The sequence below is a fragment of the Luteibacter sp. PvP120 genome (assembly GCF_054055715.1).
This window is the reverse complement of record NZ_JBSRXP010000002.1, coordinates 213,767-231,103: the sequence shown is the minus strand read 5'-3', so window position 1 is coordinate 231,103 and position 17,337 is coordinate 213,767. Positions and strand designations below refer to the sequence as shown.

Annotated in this window: 22 protein-coding genes and 1 tRNA gene; 16 read left to right on the top strand and 7 right to left on the bottom strand. The window is 65.4% G+C overall.

The features are described from left to right. Positions 1-113 precede the first annotated feature (113 nt). A complete protein-coding gene (locus ACVKN3_RS04975) occupies positions 114-683 on the top strand; it encodes an isochorismatase family protein (RefSeq protein ID WP_354513771.1) in 570 nt (189 codons plus the stop codon). A gap of 60 nt (positions 684-743) precedes the next feature. On the opposite strand, the gene ACVKN3_RS04970 is transcribed toward ACVKN3_RS04975, so the two are convergent. Both ACVKN3_RS04970 and ACVKN3_RS04965 read right to left on the bottom strand, forming a co-directional pair. Further along, entirely contained in the window at positions 744-1,256 is a 513-nt protein-coding gene (locus ACVKN3_RS04970) for a cupin (RefSeq protein WP_354513773.1), read from the bottom strand. Between the two features lie 77 nt (positions 1,257-1,333). Then, entirely contained in the window at positions 1,334-2,026 is a 693-nt protein-coding gene (locus ACVKN3_RS04965; protein WP_285404087.1) for a hypothetical protein, read from the bottom strand. Between the two features lie 237 nt (positions 2,027-2,263). Between ACVKN3_RS04965 and ACVKN3_RS04960 the strand changes: the two genes are divergently transcribed. Genes ACVKN3_RS04960 through ACVKN3_RS04945 form a run of 4 tightly spaced genes read left to right on the top strand, consistent with a single transcriptional unit; the run spans position 2,264 to position 5,515 of the window. After that, entirely contained in the window at positions 2,264-2,860 is a 597-nt protein-coding gene (locus ACVKN3_RS04960; protein WP_354514014.1) for an anthranilate synthase component II, read from the top strand. 19 nt (positions 2,861-2,879) lie between these two features. Further along, a complete protein-coding gene (trpD, locus tag ACVKN3_RS04955) occupies positions 2,880-3,911 on the top strand; it encodes an anthranilate phosphoribosyltransferase (protein ID WP_285404085.1) in 1,032 nt (343 codons plus the stop codon). A gap of 49 nt (positions 3,912-3,960) precedes the next feature. Continuing rightward, positions 3,961-4,800 carry an indole-3-glycerol phosphate synthase TrpC gene (gene trpC / locus ACVKN3_RS04950; protein WP_354513775.1) on the top strand — a complete coding sequence of 280 codons (840 nt, stop codon included), beginning with the start codon at positions 3,961-3,963 and terminating at the stop codon, positions 4,798-4,800. Between the two features lie 55 nt (positions 4,801-4,855). Beyond that, positions 4,856-5,515: an HAD family hydrolase gene (locus ACVKN3_RS04945; RefSeq protein WP_051938482.1), complete on the top strand. Its 660-nt coding sequence runs from the start codon at positions 4,856-4,858 to the stop codon at positions 5,513-5,515. 19 nt (positions 5,516-5,534) lie between these two features. Here the strand turns inward: ACVKN3_RS04945 and ACVKN3_RS04940 are convergent, their stop codons facing one another. Further along, positions 5,535-6,281: a sulfite exporter TauE/SafE family protein gene (locus tag ACVKN3_RS04940; RefSeq protein WP_285404081.1), complete on the bottom strand. Its 747-nt coding sequence runs from the start codon at positions 6,279-6,281 to the stop codon at positions 5,535-5,537. A gap of 140 nt (positions 6,282-6,421) precedes the next feature. On the opposite strand from ACVKN3_RS04940, the gene ACVKN3_RS04935 reads away from it, so the two are divergent. Next, complete coding sequence (locus ACVKN3_RS04935; protein ID WP_354513778.1) at positions 6,422-7,372, top strand: bifunctional helix-turn-helix transcriptional regulator/GNAT family N-acetyltransferase; 951 nt, start codon at positions 6,422-6,424, stop codon at positions 7,370-7,372. Positions 7,373-7,387: 15 nt separating this feature from the next. On the opposite strand, the gene crp is transcribed toward ACVKN3_RS04935, so the two are convergent. After that, positions 7,388-8,002: a cAMP-activated global transcriptional regulator CRP gene (gene crp, locus ACVKN3_RS04930; protein ID WP_216165444.1), complete on the bottom strand. Its 615-nt coding sequence runs from the start codon at positions 8,000-8,002 to the stop codon at positions 7,388-7,390. A gap of 414 nt (positions 8,003-8,416) precedes the next feature. Here crp and speD point away from each other — a divergent pair, with 414 nt between their 5' ends. After that, positions 8,417-9,202: an adenosylmethionine decarboxylase gene (gene speD, locus ACVKN3_RS04925; protein WP_036109987.1), complete on the top strand. Its 786-nt coding sequence runs from the start codon at positions 8,417-8,419 to the stop codon at positions 9,200-9,202. A gap of 47 nt (positions 9,203-9,249) precedes the next feature. On the opposite strand, the gene ACVKN3_RS04920 is transcribed toward speD, so the two are convergent. Next, entirely contained in the window at positions 9,250-10,134 is an 885-nt protein-coding gene (locus tag ACVKN3_RS04920) for a LysR family transcriptional regulator (protein ID WP_285404343.1), read from the bottom strand. Positions 10,135-10,271: 137 nt separating this feature from the next. Between ACVKN3_RS04920 and ACVKN3_RS04915 the strand changes: the two genes are divergently transcribed. Both ACVKN3_RS04915 and ACVKN3_RS04910 read left to right on the top strand, forming a co-directional pair. Next, on the top strand, positions 10,272-11,144 hold the full coding sequence (locus ACVKN3_RS04915) for an aldo/keto reductase family oxidoreductase (RefSeq protein WP_354513781.1): 873 nt from the start codon (positions 10,272-10,274) through the stop codon (positions 11,142-11,144). 40 nt (positions 11,145-11,184) lie between these two features. Then, positions 11,185-11,871 (top strand): extensin-like domain-containing protein, encoded by a 687-nt coding sequence (locus tag ACVKN3_RS04910; RefSeq protein ID WP_354513783.1) that lies wholly within the window; start codon positions 11,185-11,187, stop codon positions 11,869-11,871. Here the strand turns inward: ACVKN3_RS04910 and coq7 are convergent. Beyond that, entirely contained in the window at positions 11,868-12,509 is a 642-nt protein-coding gene (gene coq7 / locus ACVKN3_RS04905; RefSeq protein ID WP_285404065.1) for a 2-polyprenyl-3-methyl-6-methoxy-1,4-benzoquinone monooxygenase, read from the bottom strand. The genes ACVKN3_RS04910 and coq7 overlap by 4 nt on opposite strands. Before the next feature lie 270 nt (positions 12,510-12,779). Between coq7 and rplM the strand changes: the two genes are divergently transcribed. From rplM to ACVKN3_RS04890, 3 genes are all read left to right on the top strand, one after another. Next, a complete protein-coding gene (gene rplM / locus ACVKN3_RS04900; protein WP_036109995.1) occupies positions 12,780-13,208 on the top strand; it encodes a 50S ribosomal protein L13 in 429 nt (142 codons plus the stop codon). Positions 13,209-13,217: 9 nt separating this feature from the next. Further along, complete coding sequence (rpsI, locus tag ACVKN3_RS04895) at positions 13,218-13,610, top strand: 30S ribosomal protein S9 (RefSeq protein WP_036138010.1); 393 nt, start codon at positions 13,218-13,220, stop codon at positions 13,608-13,610. 54 nt (positions 13,611-13,664) lie between these two features. Further along, positions 13,665-13,738: transfer RNA gene (locus tag ACVKN3_RS04890), tRNA-Gln, on the top strand. 22 nt (positions 13,739-13,760) lie between these two features. Here ACVKN3_RS04890 and ACVKN3_RS04885 read toward each other — a convergent pair. Then, positions 13,761-14,483 carry a winged helix-turn-helix domain-containing protein gene (locus ACVKN3_RS04885; RefSeq protein WP_354513786.1) on the bottom strand — a complete coding sequence of 241 codons (723 nt, stop codon included), beginning with the start codon at positions 14,481-14,483 and terminating at the stop codon, positions 13,761-13,763. Positions 14,484-14,685: 202 nt separating this feature from the next. On the opposite strand from ACVKN3_RS04885, the gene ACVKN3_RS04880 reads away from it, so the two are divergent. From ACVKN3_RS04880 to ACVKN3_RS04865, 4 genes are all read left to right on the top strand, one after another. Beyond that, a complete protein-coding gene (locus ACVKN3_RS04880) occupies positions 14,686-15,420 on the top strand; it encodes a response regulator transcription factor (protein ID WP_354513788.1) in 735 nt (244 codons plus the stop codon). A 117-nt stretch (positions 15,421-15,537) separates the two neighbouring features. Beyond that, entirely contained in the window at positions 15,538-16,095 is a 558-nt protein-coding gene (locus ACVKN3_RS04875) for a glycoside hydrolase family 108 protein (RefSeq protein WP_354513790.1), read from the top strand. A gap of 3 nt (positions 16,096-16,098) precedes the next feature. Next, positions 16,099-16,632: a DUF2589 domain-containing protein gene (locus ACVKN3_RS04870; RefSeq protein ID WP_354513792.1), complete on the top strand. Its 534-nt coding sequence runs from the start codon at positions 16,099-16,101 to the stop codon at positions 16,630-16,632. Positions 16,633-16,703: 71 nt separating this feature from the next. Continuing rightward, on the top strand, positions 16,704-17,333 hold the full coding sequence (locus ACVKN3_RS04865) for a DUF2589 domain-containing protein (RefSeq protein WP_354513794.1): 630 nt from the start codon (positions 16,704-16,706) through the stop codon (positions 17,331-17,333). The last annotated feature ends 4 nt before the right edge of the window (positions 17,334-17,337 follow it).

Here is a 17,337-nt window from a genome sequence, read left to right as displayed (position 1 = left end):
GGTTGCGCGAGAACGCTCGACGCCAACCTTGCACGTCTGGCTTGTAAGTTGGGGTGCTCAACCTTAGCCTTCGGGCATGTCCAATCGCACCACCTCGATGAACAGGTCACGCCATGCCGCTTAGCCAACTCGACAACCAGGCCGCCCTTGTCGTTATCGATCTGCAGAAGGGCATTGTCGCCCTGCCGACGGTTCACCCGGCCGCCGATGTAGTGGCGAAGTCCGCGTCGATCGCGCGTGCGTTCCGCGCGAAGAACCACCCTGTCGTGCTGGTCAATGTGGTGGAGGCCGCTCCCGGTCGCACCGACGCTCCGAAGCATCCGTTCCCGACCGACCCATCGTTTGCCGAACTGGTACCGCAGCTCGAAGCCGCGACCAGCGACATGCGCGTAAGCAAGAAGCGCTGGGGTGCCTTCCAGACCACCGATCTCGATGCGCAGCTGCGTGCCAAGGGCATCAAACAGATCGTGCTGGTCGGTATCGCCACCAGCATCGGCATCGAGTCAACGGCGCGTTATGCCAGCGAACTCGGCTACGACGTCGTTCTGGTGACAGATGCCATGACGGACCTCAACGCCGCTGCGCACGAGAACAGCGTCAAGACGATCTTCCCGCGTATTGGCGAGACGGTCACCACGGACGAGCTGTTGAAGGTGCTCGGTTCGGTGCAACTGTCAGCCTAAAGGAAGTGCTGGGATCGGCTTGATGTTCGGCGATCGTGATCGCTTCACGAAGTTGCTTGCCTAGCGTTTCTCATGCCGGGGCAGGGATATTTTGTCGCCGTTGACAGGGTTGCTCTTCGGGAAGGGCAGCGCGCGCATCCGTTCGATCATCGCGGCAGTTGGCGGCTCACGGCAGATATCCCAGTGCTGCCCCTCGGGATAGGCGCCGACGACAAGAAAGTCGTTGGAAGCATCGACGCGGCAATGACCGGTGCCCACCGGCAACAGGATGACATCGCCAGCCTTCACTTCGATATCGTGCCCTCCGGGTCCGCCCAGAACGAGTCGCGCCCAGCCGGTGGCGAAGCCGAGCACTTCGTGCGCCGTGGAGTGGTAGTGGTGATAGTCGAAAACGCCATCGCGCCATTCCGGTGGCCATCCGTTGGTTGCGAAGGTCGCCTCGATGTTCGACGCGAGATCGTCGCCCTCAATGACATTCCTATAGACGAGAACGGGATACGCCTCGTTGTTAGGCACCCAGCCGTTGCGATGCATCCACACTGTTTCAGGCTCGGCACTCTGCTTCGGTGTCATAGCGCTGCACTCCGTCGGTGTCGTGGGCGGCAAGCATGCGACAAGCGCACGTGATGGCAGCGCCCAGGCGAGCCGGCCTACTCGTGATGCCCGTGCGCATCGTCCGCAGCGATCCCGCCGCCGAGGCCCAACCCTGCGCCGGCCGCCATACCGCCGCCCATGCCACCGCCCACGCCGCTGCCTTTACCTGCGCCACCGCCTTCAGCCTTCGCGCCGCCATCGGCCTTTCCCTTCGCCGCCACCACGCGCGCGGGCCCCTGGTTCGGAATGGCGATCTTCCGCGACACCGGTTCCAGGTCGAGGACTTTCCGAATGAAGTTACGCAGCGAAACGACGAGGTCGTGCATGTGCACCGGGCGTCCCTCGACCATCTCGGTGGCGGCTCGGGCCGCCAGCGCCACCTGTTCTTCGGTGCCGAGCAGGATGATGTCCGAAAGGGCCGCTTCCACCGCATCGCGAACCCGGCGCGCCCGGTCCGAGCCCGAAGCGAACTCACCCGCAGAGCCTTCAGCTGAGGCGGCACGAAGTCGCAGGTCGCGCATATGGGTAGGGTCGACCGCGAGATTACCGGTGAACGAGCCGCCCAACGTCTTGTAGGCAGCGATCAGGGTGCGCAGTCGCTCATTGATCTGTCGGTTTTCCCGTTCTCGGCGTTGCTGCACCGTCTGCATGGCCAGCAAACGGATGCCCACGCCTATGAGGGTGATGACGGCCAGCCCGAAGAGGGTGGAGAGCAGGCCCTGCCATGAACTGAAGTCGAGATTGCGCATGTGAGCCATCCTCGCTTAGGCCATGCGATTTCCTTGCGAAGAAAAGGCGTGCTGCCCACCTTCGCCGCTGCGCGTCGGCCGTCTGGCATCGGGGATGGCGTGAACTGACGCGGCTGTGCGCCGGTTTGGACCTGGACCAGGTGTGCGCGATTCGGCACCACCCGTGCCCGGTCAGCGTCTTCGCGATGTGCCGTACAATGGCCGACCACGGCAATGAACGAAACCGGTCAGGTCCATATGCTGCTCATGATCGACAACTACGACTCCTTCACCTTCAACCTCGTCCAGTACCTGGGCGAGTTGGGGCAGGAGGTCAAGGTGGTTCGCAACGACGCCCTCACTGTCGCGGATATCCGCGCCCTGGCACCCTCGCGCATCATGATCTCGCCGGGCCCGGGCACGCCGGACGATTCGGGCGTGTCCATGGATATCCTGCGGGAGCTGGCCGGCGAGTTGCCGATCTTCGGGGTCTGCCTCGGCCACCAGGCCATCGGGCAGGTGTTCGGCGGCTCGGTCATCCGGGCGCGCGAGATCATGCACGGCAAGACCTCGCCGGTGCGCCATCGGGGGCAGGGCGTGTTCGCCGGGCTGCCCGACCCGTTCGAGGCCACGCGCTACCACTCGCTGGTGGTCGAGAAGGGCTCGGTGCCCGATTGCCTCGAGGTCACCGCCTGGACGGAGCGCGAGGACGGTTCGATCGACGAGATCATGGGCCTGCGCCACCGCACGCTGGATATCGAGGGTGTGCAGTTCCATCCGGAGTCGATCCTCACCCAGCACGGTCACGACCTGTTGCGCAATTTCCTCGGCATGCCGCTGCCGCTCGCCGCGTAACGACAAGGATTCACGCGCCATGCCGATGACCCCCTCCGAGGCGCTGCAGCGCACGATCGAGCACCGCGAGATCTTCCACGACGAGATGATCGAGCTGATGCACCAGATCATGCGCGGCGATGTCAGCCCGCTGATGACGGCCGCCATCCTTACCGGCCTTCGGGTGAAGAAGGAAACGGTGGGCGAGATCACCGGCGCGGCGCGCGTGATGCGCGACCTCTCGGCCCGTGTGGACGCTGGCACCCACCCGCATTTCGTCGATATCGTGGGTACGGGCGGCGATGGCGCGTCCACCTTCAATATCTCCACGGCATCCATGTTCGTCGCCGCCGCCGCCGGTGCGCGGGTGGCGAAGCACGGTGGCCGCAGCGTGTCGTCCAAGTCCGGCAGCGCCGATGTGCTGGAGGCCCTGGGCGCACGGATCGACCTGCTGCCGGCCCAGGTGGCCGTCTGCATGGCCGAGGTGGATATCGGCTTCATGTTCGCGCCGAACCACCATCCCGCGATGAAGGTGGTCTCCCCGGTCCGGCGCGAGATGGGTGTCCGCACCCTCTTCAACATCCTCGGTCCGCTGACCAATCCCGCCGGGGCGCCGAACATCCTGATGGGCGTGTTCCATCCTGACCTGGTCGGCATCCAGATCCGCGCGCTGCAGGCCCTGGGCGCGAAGCACGCCCTGGTGGTGTGGGGCCGCGACGGCATGGACGAGATCTCGCTGGGTGCCGCCACCCTGGTGGGCGAACTGCGCGACGGCGTGGTCCGCGAATACGAGATCGAGCCGGAGGATTTCGGGCTGGCCATGGCATCCAGCCGCAACCTGCGGGTAGAGGATGCCGAGGGCTCCATGGCGATGCTGGTGGACGCCATCTCCGGCGTGCCCGGCGTACCCCACGACATCGTCTGCCTGAATGCCGGTGCCGCCCTGTACACGGCGGATGTGGCGCCCACGATCCGGGCGGGTATCGATCTTGCCCGCCAGACGATCGCAAGTGGCGCGGCTCGTGCAAAAATGCATGCGTTCGTGGCCGCCACCCGGCGGCTCGGTGCCTGAGATCGCCGGGAATCCCCCTCTGCCCGGCCTTACCCAAGGAAGCGCTTCGATGCCCGACATTCTCCATCGCATTCTCGCCCGCAAGGCGGAAGAAGTAGCCGAACGCAAGCGTCATCGCTCGCTGGATGACCTCGCCGCAATGATCGCCGACCTGGAGCCCACGCGCGGCTTCGTGGCGGCCATTGACGCCAAGCTGCACGACGGCCAGCCGGCGGTGATCGCCGAGATCAAGAAGGCCAGCCCGAGCAAGGGGCTGATCCGCGCCGACTTCAATCCGGCGGAGATTGCCCGCAGCTACGAGCAAGGCGGAGCTGCCTGCCTTTCCGTCCTCACCGACGCCGATTTCTTCCAGGGCCACGAGGACTTCGTGCGCCAGGCGCGCGCGGCCTGCAAGTTGCCCATCCTGCGCAAGGATTTCATCGTCGACGAATATCAGGTGTACGAGGCACGCACCATCGGCGCCGACTGCGTCCTGCTGATCGTCGCCGCGTTCGCCACCAAGACGGGCGACGATGTCATCCATGATCATGATGCCCTGCTCGAGCTATCCATGCTGGCCGCCGAACTCGACCTGGACGTCTTGGTCGAGGTCCACAACGAGGAAGAGCTCGAAGTCGCACTCGAACTCCCCGTGCCCCTCATCGGCGTCAACAACCGCAACCTGCGCACGTTCGAGACGTCGCTGGGCACCTCGCTGCGCCTGAAGGAACTGGTCGGTGACGGCACACTGGTCGCCGAATCCGGTATCCACAACCGCGAAGACGTCAAGATGCTGCGCGACAAGGGCATCGACTGCTTCCTGGTTGGCGAGGCCTTCATGCGCGCCGCCGATCCCGGCACGGAACTGCGCAAGCTGTTCGACACGCCCAGCCCGACGCCCAAGCACTAGGCGCGGCATGGACCAGGGGAGTGAAACGACGGGGTCACCTGGCCCCGTCGCCGACGTGCGTCGCGTCGTCCTGTTCGACTTCGACGGCGTCATCGTGCGCCACCAGACGCTCGAGCTGTATTTCCGCGAGTGTCTTTCCGGCGCCGGTCGCTGGCGCCTGTTGCTCGGCCTGCCTTTGCTGCCCTTCGTTCCTTTGCTGCTGCCGACCGTGGCGGGCAGCCGCCTCCTCGGGCGCGTCTTCCTGCGCGTGGTGACCTTCGGCCGGCGGGAAGCCAGCTACCGTCGCCGGGTCGGTGCGTTCGCCAGGGTCTACGCGCGGCGCCCCGGCGTGTTCCTGCGCGATGCGGTGGCGACGTTGCGCCGGCACGTCGCCCTGGGCGACCGGGTCGTCATCGTCAGCGGCAACGACCTCACGATGGTCGAGTCCATCCTGGATGAGGTGAGTCTTGCTGGTTACGAACTGATCGCGTCGTCCACGCGCGGCGGCCCGCTGGGGGTGCACTTCACCGTGCACAACGTCGAAGGCATGAAGGTGCGCAATCTCGACAAGGCCGGCATCCCGCGGCCCTGGGCCCTGGCCTACAGCGATTCCCTGTCCGACCTGGCCATGCTGCGCGCCGCCGACAAGGCGGTGCTGGTCAATCCATCGCCCAAGATGGAGAGGAAGGCCCGCCGCGCCCTGGGCGATCGGCTGGACGTGCTGCACTGGTTCTGACCCACGTCCGGCCAGCGCCTCAGCGCAGGAAGTACGAGCCCAGCTGGTAGAGGCTGATACCCACGATCAGGCAACCCACCGCGACCATGACGTAACGGGGCGGCAGGTGCCTGACCAGCCACGCGGCGATCGGCGCGGCGATGACGCCGCCCGTGAGCAGGCCCAGCACGATGGGCCAGTGCTGCACGCCCATGTGGAAGATCAGCGTCGACGAGATGGCGATCGTCACCACGAACTCCGCCGCGTTCACCGTGCCGATGGTCTGCCGCACGTCCCCGCCCCTGGCCAGCAGCGTGGAGGTGGCGATCGGGCCCCAGCCACCCCCGCCGATGGCGTCGAGCAGCCCGGCGCAGAAGCCCAGGATGCCCTTGTGCCGGACCCGATGGCGCGAAACGGTGCGGCCCGTGGCGCGCACCAGCACCACCATCCCCAGGACCAGCAGGTAGGCATAGACGAAGGGCTTCAGCACGTCGCCGTCGACACTGGCCAGGAACCAGGCCCCCAGGATGCCGCCCACCACCCCGGGAATGGCCAGGCGGCGGAAGGTCTTCCAGTCCACGTTGCCGAAGAAGGCGTGGGCCCCGCCCGACACCCCGGTGGTGAACACTTCGGCCGTATGTACGGTGGCGCTCGCCACCGCCGGGGGCAGGCCGAGTGCGAGCAGCACGGCGTTGGACACGAGTCCATAGGCCATGCCCAGCGCGCCGTCGACCAGCTGGGCGAGCAGGCCGACGCCGGCGAAGATGAGGAACTGGCTCCAGTCCATGCGCCGTCGTTGTCGTGGATGGTGGGACACACCATAGCCCACCGACATGCGTGCCGGGAATGAAGGGGTTGCCCGTATCGCTTGCGTGCGACATCCCGCCGCCGCTAGCCTCGGCTTCCGACCCCTTGCGCGGATGCCCGATGTACCTCTCCTCCCTGCGTGAACTTGCGCTAGGCAGCCGGCTCAAGGCGCTCAGCGATCATTTCTACCAGGCGGTGGACGAGGTTTACCGGGCCTGTGACGCGGGCATCGAGTCGCGCTGGTTTCCGGTGCTGCGATTCCTGCGCGATGTCGGGCCCACCACCGTGACCGAAGTGGCCTCGGCCATCGGGCAGACCCATTCGGCGGTCAGTCAGCTGGCGGATCGACTGGTGGAGGCAGGCATGGTGGTTCGCCAGCGCGACCCGCGGGACGGCCGGCGCAGCGTGCTGGCGCTGACCGACGCGGGGGAGTCGGCGCTCGGTGCGTTGGGGCCGGTATGGCTATCCATTCGCCGCGGCATGGCGGCGTCCATGGGGGCCCGGGGGCTGGCGCTGCTGGAGGCGATCGACGGCTGCGAACAGGTCCTGGCCGAGCGTCCACTGGTCGCGGCTATCCTCGACCAGCGCGCGGCGCTGGCCAGCGAAACCGTGCGTATCGTTCCCTACGAGCCGGCGCTGGCACCGCATTTCCAGCGCCTCAACCAGCAGTGGCTGGAACGCCATTTCCGGGTCGAGGACGTCGACCGGGCCTTGTTCGCCGATCCGGAGGGGAAGGTGCTGGCCCGCGGCGGCACGATCCTGTTCGCGCTCTACGCCAGCGAAGTCATAGGCACCTGCGCCTTGCTGCACCATGGGGGCGGGGTCTACGAGCTGTCGAAAATGGGCGTGGACGAGAACTACCGAGGGCTGGGCGCGGGCCGCAAGCTGCTCGACGCGGCGATCGCCGACTACCGCGCCCGGGCGGGTACGGAACTGTTCCTGGAATCCAACAGCCGGCTGGCGAGGGCCCTGGGCATGTACCGGCGCGCCGGGTTCGAGTTGCAGCCGGCACTGCGTCCGGGCTCGCACTACGAGCGCGCGGACGTCCACATGATCTACCGGGGCGGCTGAGCCGCGCCCTGGGGCCTAGCGGGTGCCGCGCACCACGATGGTCTTGCCCGCCACGTCGATCATCCGCTCTTCCTCCAACTGCTTGAGCACGCGTCCCACCATTTCGCGCGAGCAACCCACGATCCGGCTGACCTCCTGGCGGGAGATGCGTATCTGCGTGCCGTCCGGGTGGGTCATGGCGTCCGGCTCCTGGCACAGGTCCAGCAGCGTGCGGGACACCCGGTTGGTCACGTCCATGAAGGCCATGCGGCTGACCTGGCGCGAGGTGCGCAGCAGGCGATGGGTCAGCTGGGAACCTATGGCGAACAGCAGCTTGGGGCATTCGGCGGCGAGCGGGCCCTCCAGTAGCTGGAACAGCCGCTCGTAACTGATCTCGGCCATCTCCACCGCGGTGCGGGTGCGCACCAGCGACTCGCGCTGGGCCTGCTCGACGAACAGGCCCATCTCGCCGATGAACTGCCCCCGGTTGATATAGGCCAGGATCAGCTCACGGCCTTCCTCGTCCTCGGTGCACACCGCCAGCGAGCCTTCGACCACGTAGTAGAGGGTGTTGGCCGGATCGCCCGGGCGGATGATCGCGGTCTTGCCGGGGTAGCGGCGACGATGGCATGCGTCCAGGAAGCGGCCCATCGCGATGGGGTCCGGCGCAAAGCCCGTCGGCGCTTGCGAACGTTCGAAAGCCTGTTGAAGCAAGTATTTGAGTTGGGCCACAGCTGATTCCGATGGGTCGCAATGGCATGGCAGCCCCGGATGAGTGTATGCCGACGGTTTTCCGTCAGGCGTCGCCTACTTGCCATGTGTCGGGACGATTATTGCAGACAACCGGGGCACAAAATCCACAAATTAAATCGATCCACCCCGGGCATGTTCAATTCCTGAGCTTCTTGCCTCATAATTTCACCCCCTCGGCGTAGGGACCCTTTGTCTTATGCCGTACACAAGCGCCGGGCAGAATGACGCCCCGTCGCTTACATCATCTGCGGGGACCCTAGCTGCTAACCCGCGTCTACTGCTGGCCGTTCCTCCCGGCCTCGGAGAGTCGCTGTGGTCAAACCGCTCCCCCGCCTTCGTCTGCAAGGTTTCAACAACCTCACCAAGGCGCTCAGCTTCAACATCTACGACATCTGCTACGCGGTGTCCGAACAGCAGCGACAGAATTACATCGAGTACATCGATGAGCAGTACGACGCCGATCGCCTGACCCAGATCCTCACGGATGTGGCCGAGATCATCGGCGCCAACATCCTGAACATCGCCCGCCAGGATTACGACCCGCAGGGCGCGTCGGTCACCATCCTGATCTCGGAAGAACCGGTGGTCGAGAAGCTGGGCCGCGACACCATCTCCGGTGCCGTCGTCGCCCACATGGACAAGAGCCACATCACCGTCCATACCTACCCGGAAACGCATCCGCACAACGGCATCGCGACGTTCCGCGCGGACATCGACGTCGCCACGTGCGGCGTCATCTCGCCGTTGAAGGCACTGAACTACCTGATCGACAGCTTCGAGTCGGACATCGTGATCGCCGATTACCGCGTGCGCGGCTTCACACGCGACGTGAAGGGCAAGAAGCACTTCATCGACCACAAGATCAATTCGGTGCAGGACTACCTCGCCAAGCACATCCGTCAGAAGTACGAGATGTTCGACGTGAACGTCTACCAGGAAAACATCTTCCACACCAAGATGCACATCAAGGATTTCGACCTCGACACTTACCTGTTCGAGGCCCAGGCCGACGATCTTTCCTTCAAGGAGCGCCAGCGCATCGAATCGCTGCTGCGCCGGGAAATCGAAGAGCTCTTCCACGGCCGCAACCTGATGTGATCCACGAAACCCCGCGAAAGCGGGGTTTTTTTTTGCCCGTCGTTTGTTCAGGCCGGCGCCGTCGCCCGGATGAAGTCGATGAAGGCGCGCAGGGGTGCGGGCACCAGGCGTCGTCCGGGGTAGTAGAGGAACGGTCCGGGGAATGACAGCCACCAGGGCGCCAGCACGGGTTCGAGCGCGCCGCTGTCCAGGTGCGGCCGCAGCCAGTCCTCGAACAGCATGACGATGCCCGTGCCGGCGATGGCCGCATCCACCGCGAGGTCGGCGGCACCGCCGATCCGGACCACCAGTGGGCCGGTCGGCTCGACCCAGACCGTCTCGCCGTCCTTTTCAAATTCCCAGGCGGGCATGTTGCCGCTGGCGAACCGCCCGCGCAGGCAGGCGTGCCCCAGCAGTTCGCGTGGGTGCGCCGGGCGGCCGTGGCGATCCAGGTACGCCGGCGAGGCGGCCGTGGCGAAGCGCTGGACCCGGGGGCCGATCGGTATCGCGATCATGTCCTGCTCCAGGCGCTCGTCGTAGCGGATACCGGCGTCGCAGCCGGCCGCGAGGACATCGACGAAGCTCTCGTCCGTGAGGACCTCGAGCCGGATATCCGGATAAGCCGCCAGGAAGGTTGGGACAAGGGCCGGCAGGACCAGCCGGGAGGCGCTCATGGGAACGTTCAGGCGCAGCGTGCCGGCTGGGCGGTCGCGGAAGCTGTTGACGACATCCAGCGCCTGTCCCACCTCGGCCAGGGCCGGCGCGAGGCGATCGAGCAGGCCGCGACCGGCCTCGGTCGGTGCCACGCTGCGCGTGGTGCGGTTCAGCAGGCGCACCCCGAGACGGGCCTCCAGCCGGCGGACCGCCTCGCTCAGGGCGGAGGCGCTGCCGCCGCTCAGGCGTGCCCCTTCGCGAAATCCGCCGGCCGTCGCGACAGTGACGAAGGCATGCAGGTCGCCGAGGTCCGCTTTCATGGTCATCTCCGATACGTTAATTGTGCGGAATGCGGGACGAGCCGTGCCGATTGTGCCCTCTTATCGGCTTATCCGTCGGTGCCTACGCTACGTACTCACTTAACCGGAGTTCTTCCATGACCACGATCCAGACGTCGGGCACCTTCCATTTCGGCGACCTTCCGGTCCATCGGCTGGGCTACGGGGCGATGCAGCTGGCCGGCCCGGGGGTGTTCGGCCCACCGAAGGACCGCGATGCCGCGTTGGCCGTGCTGCGTGCCGCCGTGGAACAGGGCGTGGACCATATCGACACCAGCGACTTCTACGGTCCGCATGTCACCAACCAGCTGATTCGCGAGGCCCTGCATCCGTACCGCGACGACCTGGTCATCGTGACCAAGATCGGCGCGCGCCGCGACGAGAAGGGCGGTTGGCTGCCCGCCTTCTCCCCGGGGGAGCTCACCGCCGCCGTGCACGACAACCTGCGCAACCTGGGCCGGGACGTGCTCGATGTGGTGAACCTCCGGGTGATGTTCGACACCCATGGCCCCGCGGAAGGGTCCATCGCGCCCATGCTGGAAACGGTGGCGGGCCTGCAGCAGCAGGGCCTGGTGCGGCACATCGGGCTGAGCAACATCACCCCGGCCCAGTTGGCCGAAGGCCGTGGCCTGTGCGACATCGTCTGCGTCCAGAACATGTACAACCTGGCCCAGCGCGCGGACGACGCGTTCATCGACGACCTGAAGGCGGCCGGTATCGCCTACGTGCCCTTCTTCCCGCTGGGCGGGTTCAGTCCACTGCAGTCGGATACGCTGAGCGGCATAGCCACGCGTCTGGGCGCAACGCCCATGCAGGTGGCCCTGGCGTGGTTGCTGCACCGCTCGCCGAACATCCTGTTGATCCCCGGCACGTCATCGGTCGCCCACCTGACCGAGAACCTGGCCGCCGCCGATCTCACGCTGGACGCCGATGTGCTGCGCGAACTGGATGCCGTGGGCAAGGCGGCCTGACCGGAGCCGCCTTCACGCACGCATGCCTAGGATGTCGGGCATGCGCGCGGTGCTGCTTTTCGTCCTCTTGCTGTCCGTCGTCGCCCTTGTCTGGACGAGGGGCTGGCGGCCGCCGGATCGTTACAACCCGTGGGCGCCGCTGGACCTCACTGCGCCACCGGATGTCTTTCTTCGCTACAAGCTGGATCGCCTCGGTGGCAACTCCGCGATGTGCCGGGCCGCCCTCCGGCATGCCGGCGCCGTCTTCGTTCCGCTGGTCGACCACGAGGAAGCCAGCGGCTGCGGCTGGAGCGATGCCGTGCGCGTGTCCGCCCTGGGCGAGGCGCGGCTGGGGTCGCCCGTCATGCTTACCTGCCCGTTAGCCGCCGCGATGGTGCTATTCGAGCGGAGGGCGCTACAACCGGGCGCCGGGGCGGCGTTCGGTTCGCCCGTGCGCGTGATCGAGCATGTGGGCAGCTACGCCTGCCGTAATGTCTATCACCGCAACGATGCGCCGCTGAGTCGCCACGCGCGGGCCGACGCGATCGATCTCACGGCGTTCCGCCTGGCCGATGGCCGGCGCATCGTCGTCGCGCGTGACTGGAGCGCCCCGCGCGAGGGGCTTTTCCTGCACGGGCTGCAGGCCGACGGTTGCGGTTATTTCGGCGCGTTGTTGGGGCCGGATTACAACGCCGCCCACCGCACGCACTTCCATGCGCAGGGAAGCGGCTACGGCGGTTGCCGCTAGATGCGGTAGGCCACGGTCTTCATCACGGCCGAGGCCGCCTGCATCAAACGGGGCAGGGGCCAGGGCAGCGCGATGCCGCCACGGGCCTGCGCCGCATCCGCGTGGCGCACCTCGTCTTCCTGCATGCGCGCGAGGATCGCCCGGGATCGTTCGTCCTGCGGCGGCAGGCGCGTGAGATGCTCGGCAAGATGCGCTTCCACCTGGCGTTCCGTTTCCACGACGAAACCCAGGCTGATCGGATCGCCGATGGCCGCGGCCGCGACACCGATCGCATAACTGCCCGCATACCACAGGGGATTGAGCAGGCTGGGGCGGCTGTCGAGCTGGCTGAGCCGCTCCGCACACCAGGCCAGGTGATCCGTTTCCTCGCGGGCGGCGTGCATCAGGTGTGCGCGGGTTTCGTCGGTGCGCGCCAGGGCGGCCTGGCCGACGTAGAGCGCCTGCGCGCACACCTCGCCCACATGGTTGATCCGCATCAGTCCGGCCGCGTGGCGGCGCTCCCTTTCCGACATCGGTGCCTCGGGCACGGTATCGCCGGGCGACGGACGCGCCGCTTCCGGCGAGCCCGCGACGGCCTCCATGGCGCGCTCCACACCGGCCAGCAGGCGATCGAGGGGGCTGAGCGTGCGAACGGACATGATCGAAAACTCCTGACGAAACGGGATACCTCACGTTACAATGCGCGGGTAACGGGAAAAGGTGAAGTCGCTGCGGCCGCTTGTCGCGCCAGTCGTCCTTTCGCTTCCCGAGGCTTGTGAAACGGGCCGTTCATCATGTTATGATTGTCGGCCCGAAGCTCACCTGCACGGTGGGCTTGCGCGATGAGGGAAAAGTCCGCTATTCTCTCGCGCCTTTGCTTTCACCGATTCCGTGTTCCGCCCATCAAGGCGGCAAACCAGGTATTTGAAATGAAAACGTTCACCGCCAAGCCGGAAAGCGTCAAGCGTGATTGGTTCGTGGTCGATGCCACGAACAAGACGCTCGGTCGTCTCTCGACCGAGATCGCGCGTCGCCTCCGCGGCAAGCACAAGCCCGAGTTCACCCCGCACGTCGATACCGGCGACTACATCGTCGTGATCAACGCCGAGAAGGTGGCCGTGACCGGTGCGAAGCTGGACGACAAGATGTACCACCGCTTCACCGGCTACGTCGGCAACCTGAAGACCACCAGTCTCAAGGATCTGCTCGCCACGCACCCGGAGCGAGTCATCGAAATCGCCGTCAAGGGCATGCTGCCGAAAAACCCGCTGGGTCGTGCCATGTACCGCAAGCTCAAGGTGTACGGCGGCGCCGAGCACCCGCATACCGCGCAGCTGCCCCAGGCGCTGGAAATCTAAGGAAACGACATGGCTACCCAGCAGAATTACGGTACCGGCCGCCGCAAGACCTCCGCCGCTCGCGTGTTCCTTCGCAAGGGCACCGGTGGTATTGTGGTCAACGGCAAGCCGCTTGATCAGTTCTTCGGTCGCGAGACCTCGCGCATGATTGTTCGTCAGCCGCTCGAACTTACCGAAAATGTCGATAAGTTTGATATCATGGTGACGGTGGCAGGCGGTGGCATTACGGGTCAGGCCGGTGCGATTCGTCTCGGCATCTCCCGCGCCCTCGTCGAATACGACGAAGCGCTGAAGTCGCCGCTGCGCAAGGCTGGTTTCATGACCCGCGACGCCCGTGAAGTCGAGCGTAAGAAGGTCGGTCTCCATAAGGCTCGTCGCGCCACGCAGTTCTCGAAGCGCTAATACCGCTTCAAAGTTCGACGCTTCAAGGTCAGAGCGCGTCGAAACCCGTTTTATTGGGAGATCGTCTAACGGTAGGACGACAGCCTCTGACGCTGTCTATCTAGGTTCGAATCCTAGTCTCCCAGCCAAACAAGAAAGGGCCCTGAGCAATCAGGGCCCTTTTCTTTTGTCTTGAGGATCGTTGCAGGCGTCGGTCGGACGATCCTCGGCGACACGCCGATCGTGGCACGCAATGATCGCCTCGGCGCGTCGGTGGAGTAGATCAGCGCGTGCGATGGCGCGTCGTGCGTCCATGACGGCCAGCCACGTGCAGAGCGTCAACGAAAGGATCGTCGAGCTCATGCACAGCAACAATGCGGCGCGCGCGGCTGATCGCGTGCGCGTGGATCGCGAATCATCCCTGCGGTCGGCCTCCGGGTGCCCTTCCCGGGCCCGCGCACGGTGCCTGGTGGCGATGGGACGCGTATAGGACAGCGTCACCGCAAAGCACGCCTGGTTCTGCAGCCAGCGCGCGGCATGTCGCGTTGCCATGGGACGGCATACGTGGGCGCCATCGAACAGCCACTGCCCTGTCCCGGCGCTTCCGCACCTCCGCGCCTGCCCGTCTGTGAGATCGGCGATCGGTGCGACGATGCGATAGCCGCGCTTGCGCACGGTAGCCACGTAGCGCGGTGCCCTCGCGTCGTCGCCCAGCCCCTTGCGCAGCATGGCGACCGCCTTGTGCACCGGATTGTCGCCATGGAATTCGCCGGGCCAGCAGCGATCGAGCAACCGGTCGATGCTGACGACATCGCCGGCAGCCTCGACCAGGCACAGGAGCACATCAAGATGCTTGGGCTCGAGTGACGTTCGCACCTCGCCGCGCTCCAGCACGGCCTGGCGCGGACGCACTGTCCAATCGCCCAACGTAAACGCATCGGTGGCGTCTCTAAGTGGTTTCATCGCTTGGTTGCGCCGATGACAACGGCCTTAACTCCTCGTCGACCATGGAAAAGTGGGGCTCGTAAGGTTTCCGGAAGGACAGGGCATGGCCGCGACGGCCACGCTCCGGCATTCCTCCCCCGGAAACATCCCCATGTCATCGATGTCCATGAATCCATGTGCCACCCAGTCGACACGCGCCCCGTCCATCCGTTTTCCTCCTGGCTCGGGTCCGGATGGACGTCTGAACGTCATTCTTGCGGACGAGCAGGCCGTCGTCCGCGAAGGTGTCGCCGCCTTGCTGACCAGGCACGCCGGCATCGCCATCGTCGGTAGCACCAGTGACGGCGACGAATGCGCGCGGCTCGGCATGCGCGACGACGCCGACCTCATCATCTTCGGCAGCCTGTCGGCAGGATCGCGTGGCATCGACGTCGTTCGTCGCATGGCCGCGTATCGGCCACGATTACGCATGCTGTGTCTCTCATCCCACGACGACGCGCCTTCAGTGCGCGCGGCGTTCGATGCGGGTGTGCACGGCTATGTGGCCAAGCGTTGTTCGTTCGCGGTGCTTGCCGAAGCCATCGAACACGTTTTTCGCTGCGGCTGTTACGTCAGTCCCGATATCGCGCATGTCCTCGTGGATGGTTTTCGTTCGCGATGCGGCATGCCGGATGCACGCGTCACCCGCCTCAGTGCACGCGAGCGCGAGGTGGCAAGGCTATATGCCGAAGGTCTCGGCACGCGCGAGATCGCTGCAAAGCTTCACCTCAGCATGAAGACGGTGGGCACGCATCGCGATCATGTGATGGAGAAGCTCGGCGTGCGTGGCATAGCAAGGCTGACGCGCTACGCCATTCGCGAGGGCCTGGTTGCGCTGGATGCGTGATCGATATCGTAGCCACCGTGCACCTAACTGCAAATCAGTGCGCGACCGATATGCGTGACGCGAGTGGTCGCGCATAGTTCACCCAACGGCAGACAACGCCAAGGAAAGCAAAGCATCATGGCCGATTTTCATCGATTCGCCCCCATTCTCTTCAAGCACGAAGGTGGTTACGTCAACGACCCGAACGATCCGGGCGGTGCCACGAACCGTGGCATCACGCTGGCGACATTCGCCCATTGCGCACGCGAGCTGCTGGGCATCGCTCCAACGATCGACGCCTTGCGCGAACTCACCGAGATGCAGGCGGCGACGATCTACAAGGCACTGTACTGGGACGCGATACGTGGTGACGAGTTCGCTTCGCAGCACCTCGCCAACATGGTGTGCGACTTCCAGGTCAACGCCGGAGCCGCTTCGGCGCGGCTGTTGCAACGCGTGCTCAACAGCCTCGGCGCGCAGCCGCGCCTGCATGTCGACGGCAGGGTGGGAAAAGCGACGATGAAGGCATTGCGGGAGGCGGATGCGCATCGTGTGCAGGCACTCTTCCAGGAAGGTCGTCGTGACTACTACCGCAACCTGGTGACGCTGCGGCCAAGCCTGGCGCGCTTCCTCAAGGGCTGGTTGCGTCGCGTGGATAGTTTCGACGTTGCCTCCGACACGACGCGGAGTGCCTGACCGATGCCCACGCAAACGCCATTACCCGGCCTGATCGAAGCCATGGCCAGTGCCGTCATCGACGCCCAGGATCGCATCGAGAAGCGGCAGATGGCTTACCTGGGCGACTATTTCGACGAGGACAACCGACCCAAGAGCATCGTGATCCGCATGCCGTCCATGCGTCCGGATGCGACAGAGGACGATGAAGACCTCTATCGCGCGCCATTGCTTCCCCTGGTATCCACGAACCTGCTGCGTATCAAGGATGTCGAGATCAGCTTCGATGTCGATATCGGCAGCCTCACCGACAGCGCCGCGGAGGCTGTATCCGAAGGCGACACCATCAAGGACGCGCTGGCCTGGGGGCGGCGTGGCGAGCGCAGGCGTCCCACCGTGCAGGTCGACACCACCATTCGTTCCAGCGAGCACAAGTCCGGCTCGGTGCACGTGGTGATGCGTGTGGAGGGTACCGATCCCACGGAAGGCACGGCGCGCCTCATGAACCACCTGGCACAGACCCAGGGCGTGTTCCAGACGTTCAGGTACGAGGAGTGATGCCACCCGCGTACCGGACCGTGATGCACATGGCGTGTGTCACGTCGTAAACCACAGAAAAGGAGCTTCACATGTCCGAAATGGTCAACATCGCCCAGCAATTCCAGGGCCTGCCGATGGGAGACCTCATCGGTGCGCCGCTAGGTGCCGCCTGCGACGCGCAGATCAAGCTCGCGCAGGCCACGGCGGACTTCATCCGCACCGTGGGTTTCCAGAAGAGCGCCGACGGCACCTCGGAAGAAACGCGTACCGCCGCGTTCCGCTTCAAGCGGCCGGTGATCAATCCCGACGGCACCAGCGGCGAGGAAGAAGTATCGATGGACGTGCCGCTGCTCTCCATCGTCAAGGTGCCCAACCTTGCGGTGAGCACGGTGGACATCACGTTCGACATGGAGGTGAAGTCGTCTTTCGCGGAAACCAATGAGAAGAAGAAAAACGCCGATTTCAGCGTGGAGACGGGGTTCAAGGTCGGTGCGTTCTCGCTGAACGCCAAGGTGGCCGGGTCGATGTCCTCGCACATGCAGAACACGCGTTCGTCGGACAACTCGGCCAAGTACCACCTCAACGTCAAAGCCGAGGACAAGGGTATGCCCGAAGGTCTGGCACGCGTGATGGACATCATGCAGACCGCGTGCGAGCCCCGGGTCAGGAGCCTGGCGCCGCCCGTCGCCGAGGGCAGGCAGGAACCGGCCACCGCCTGACGGT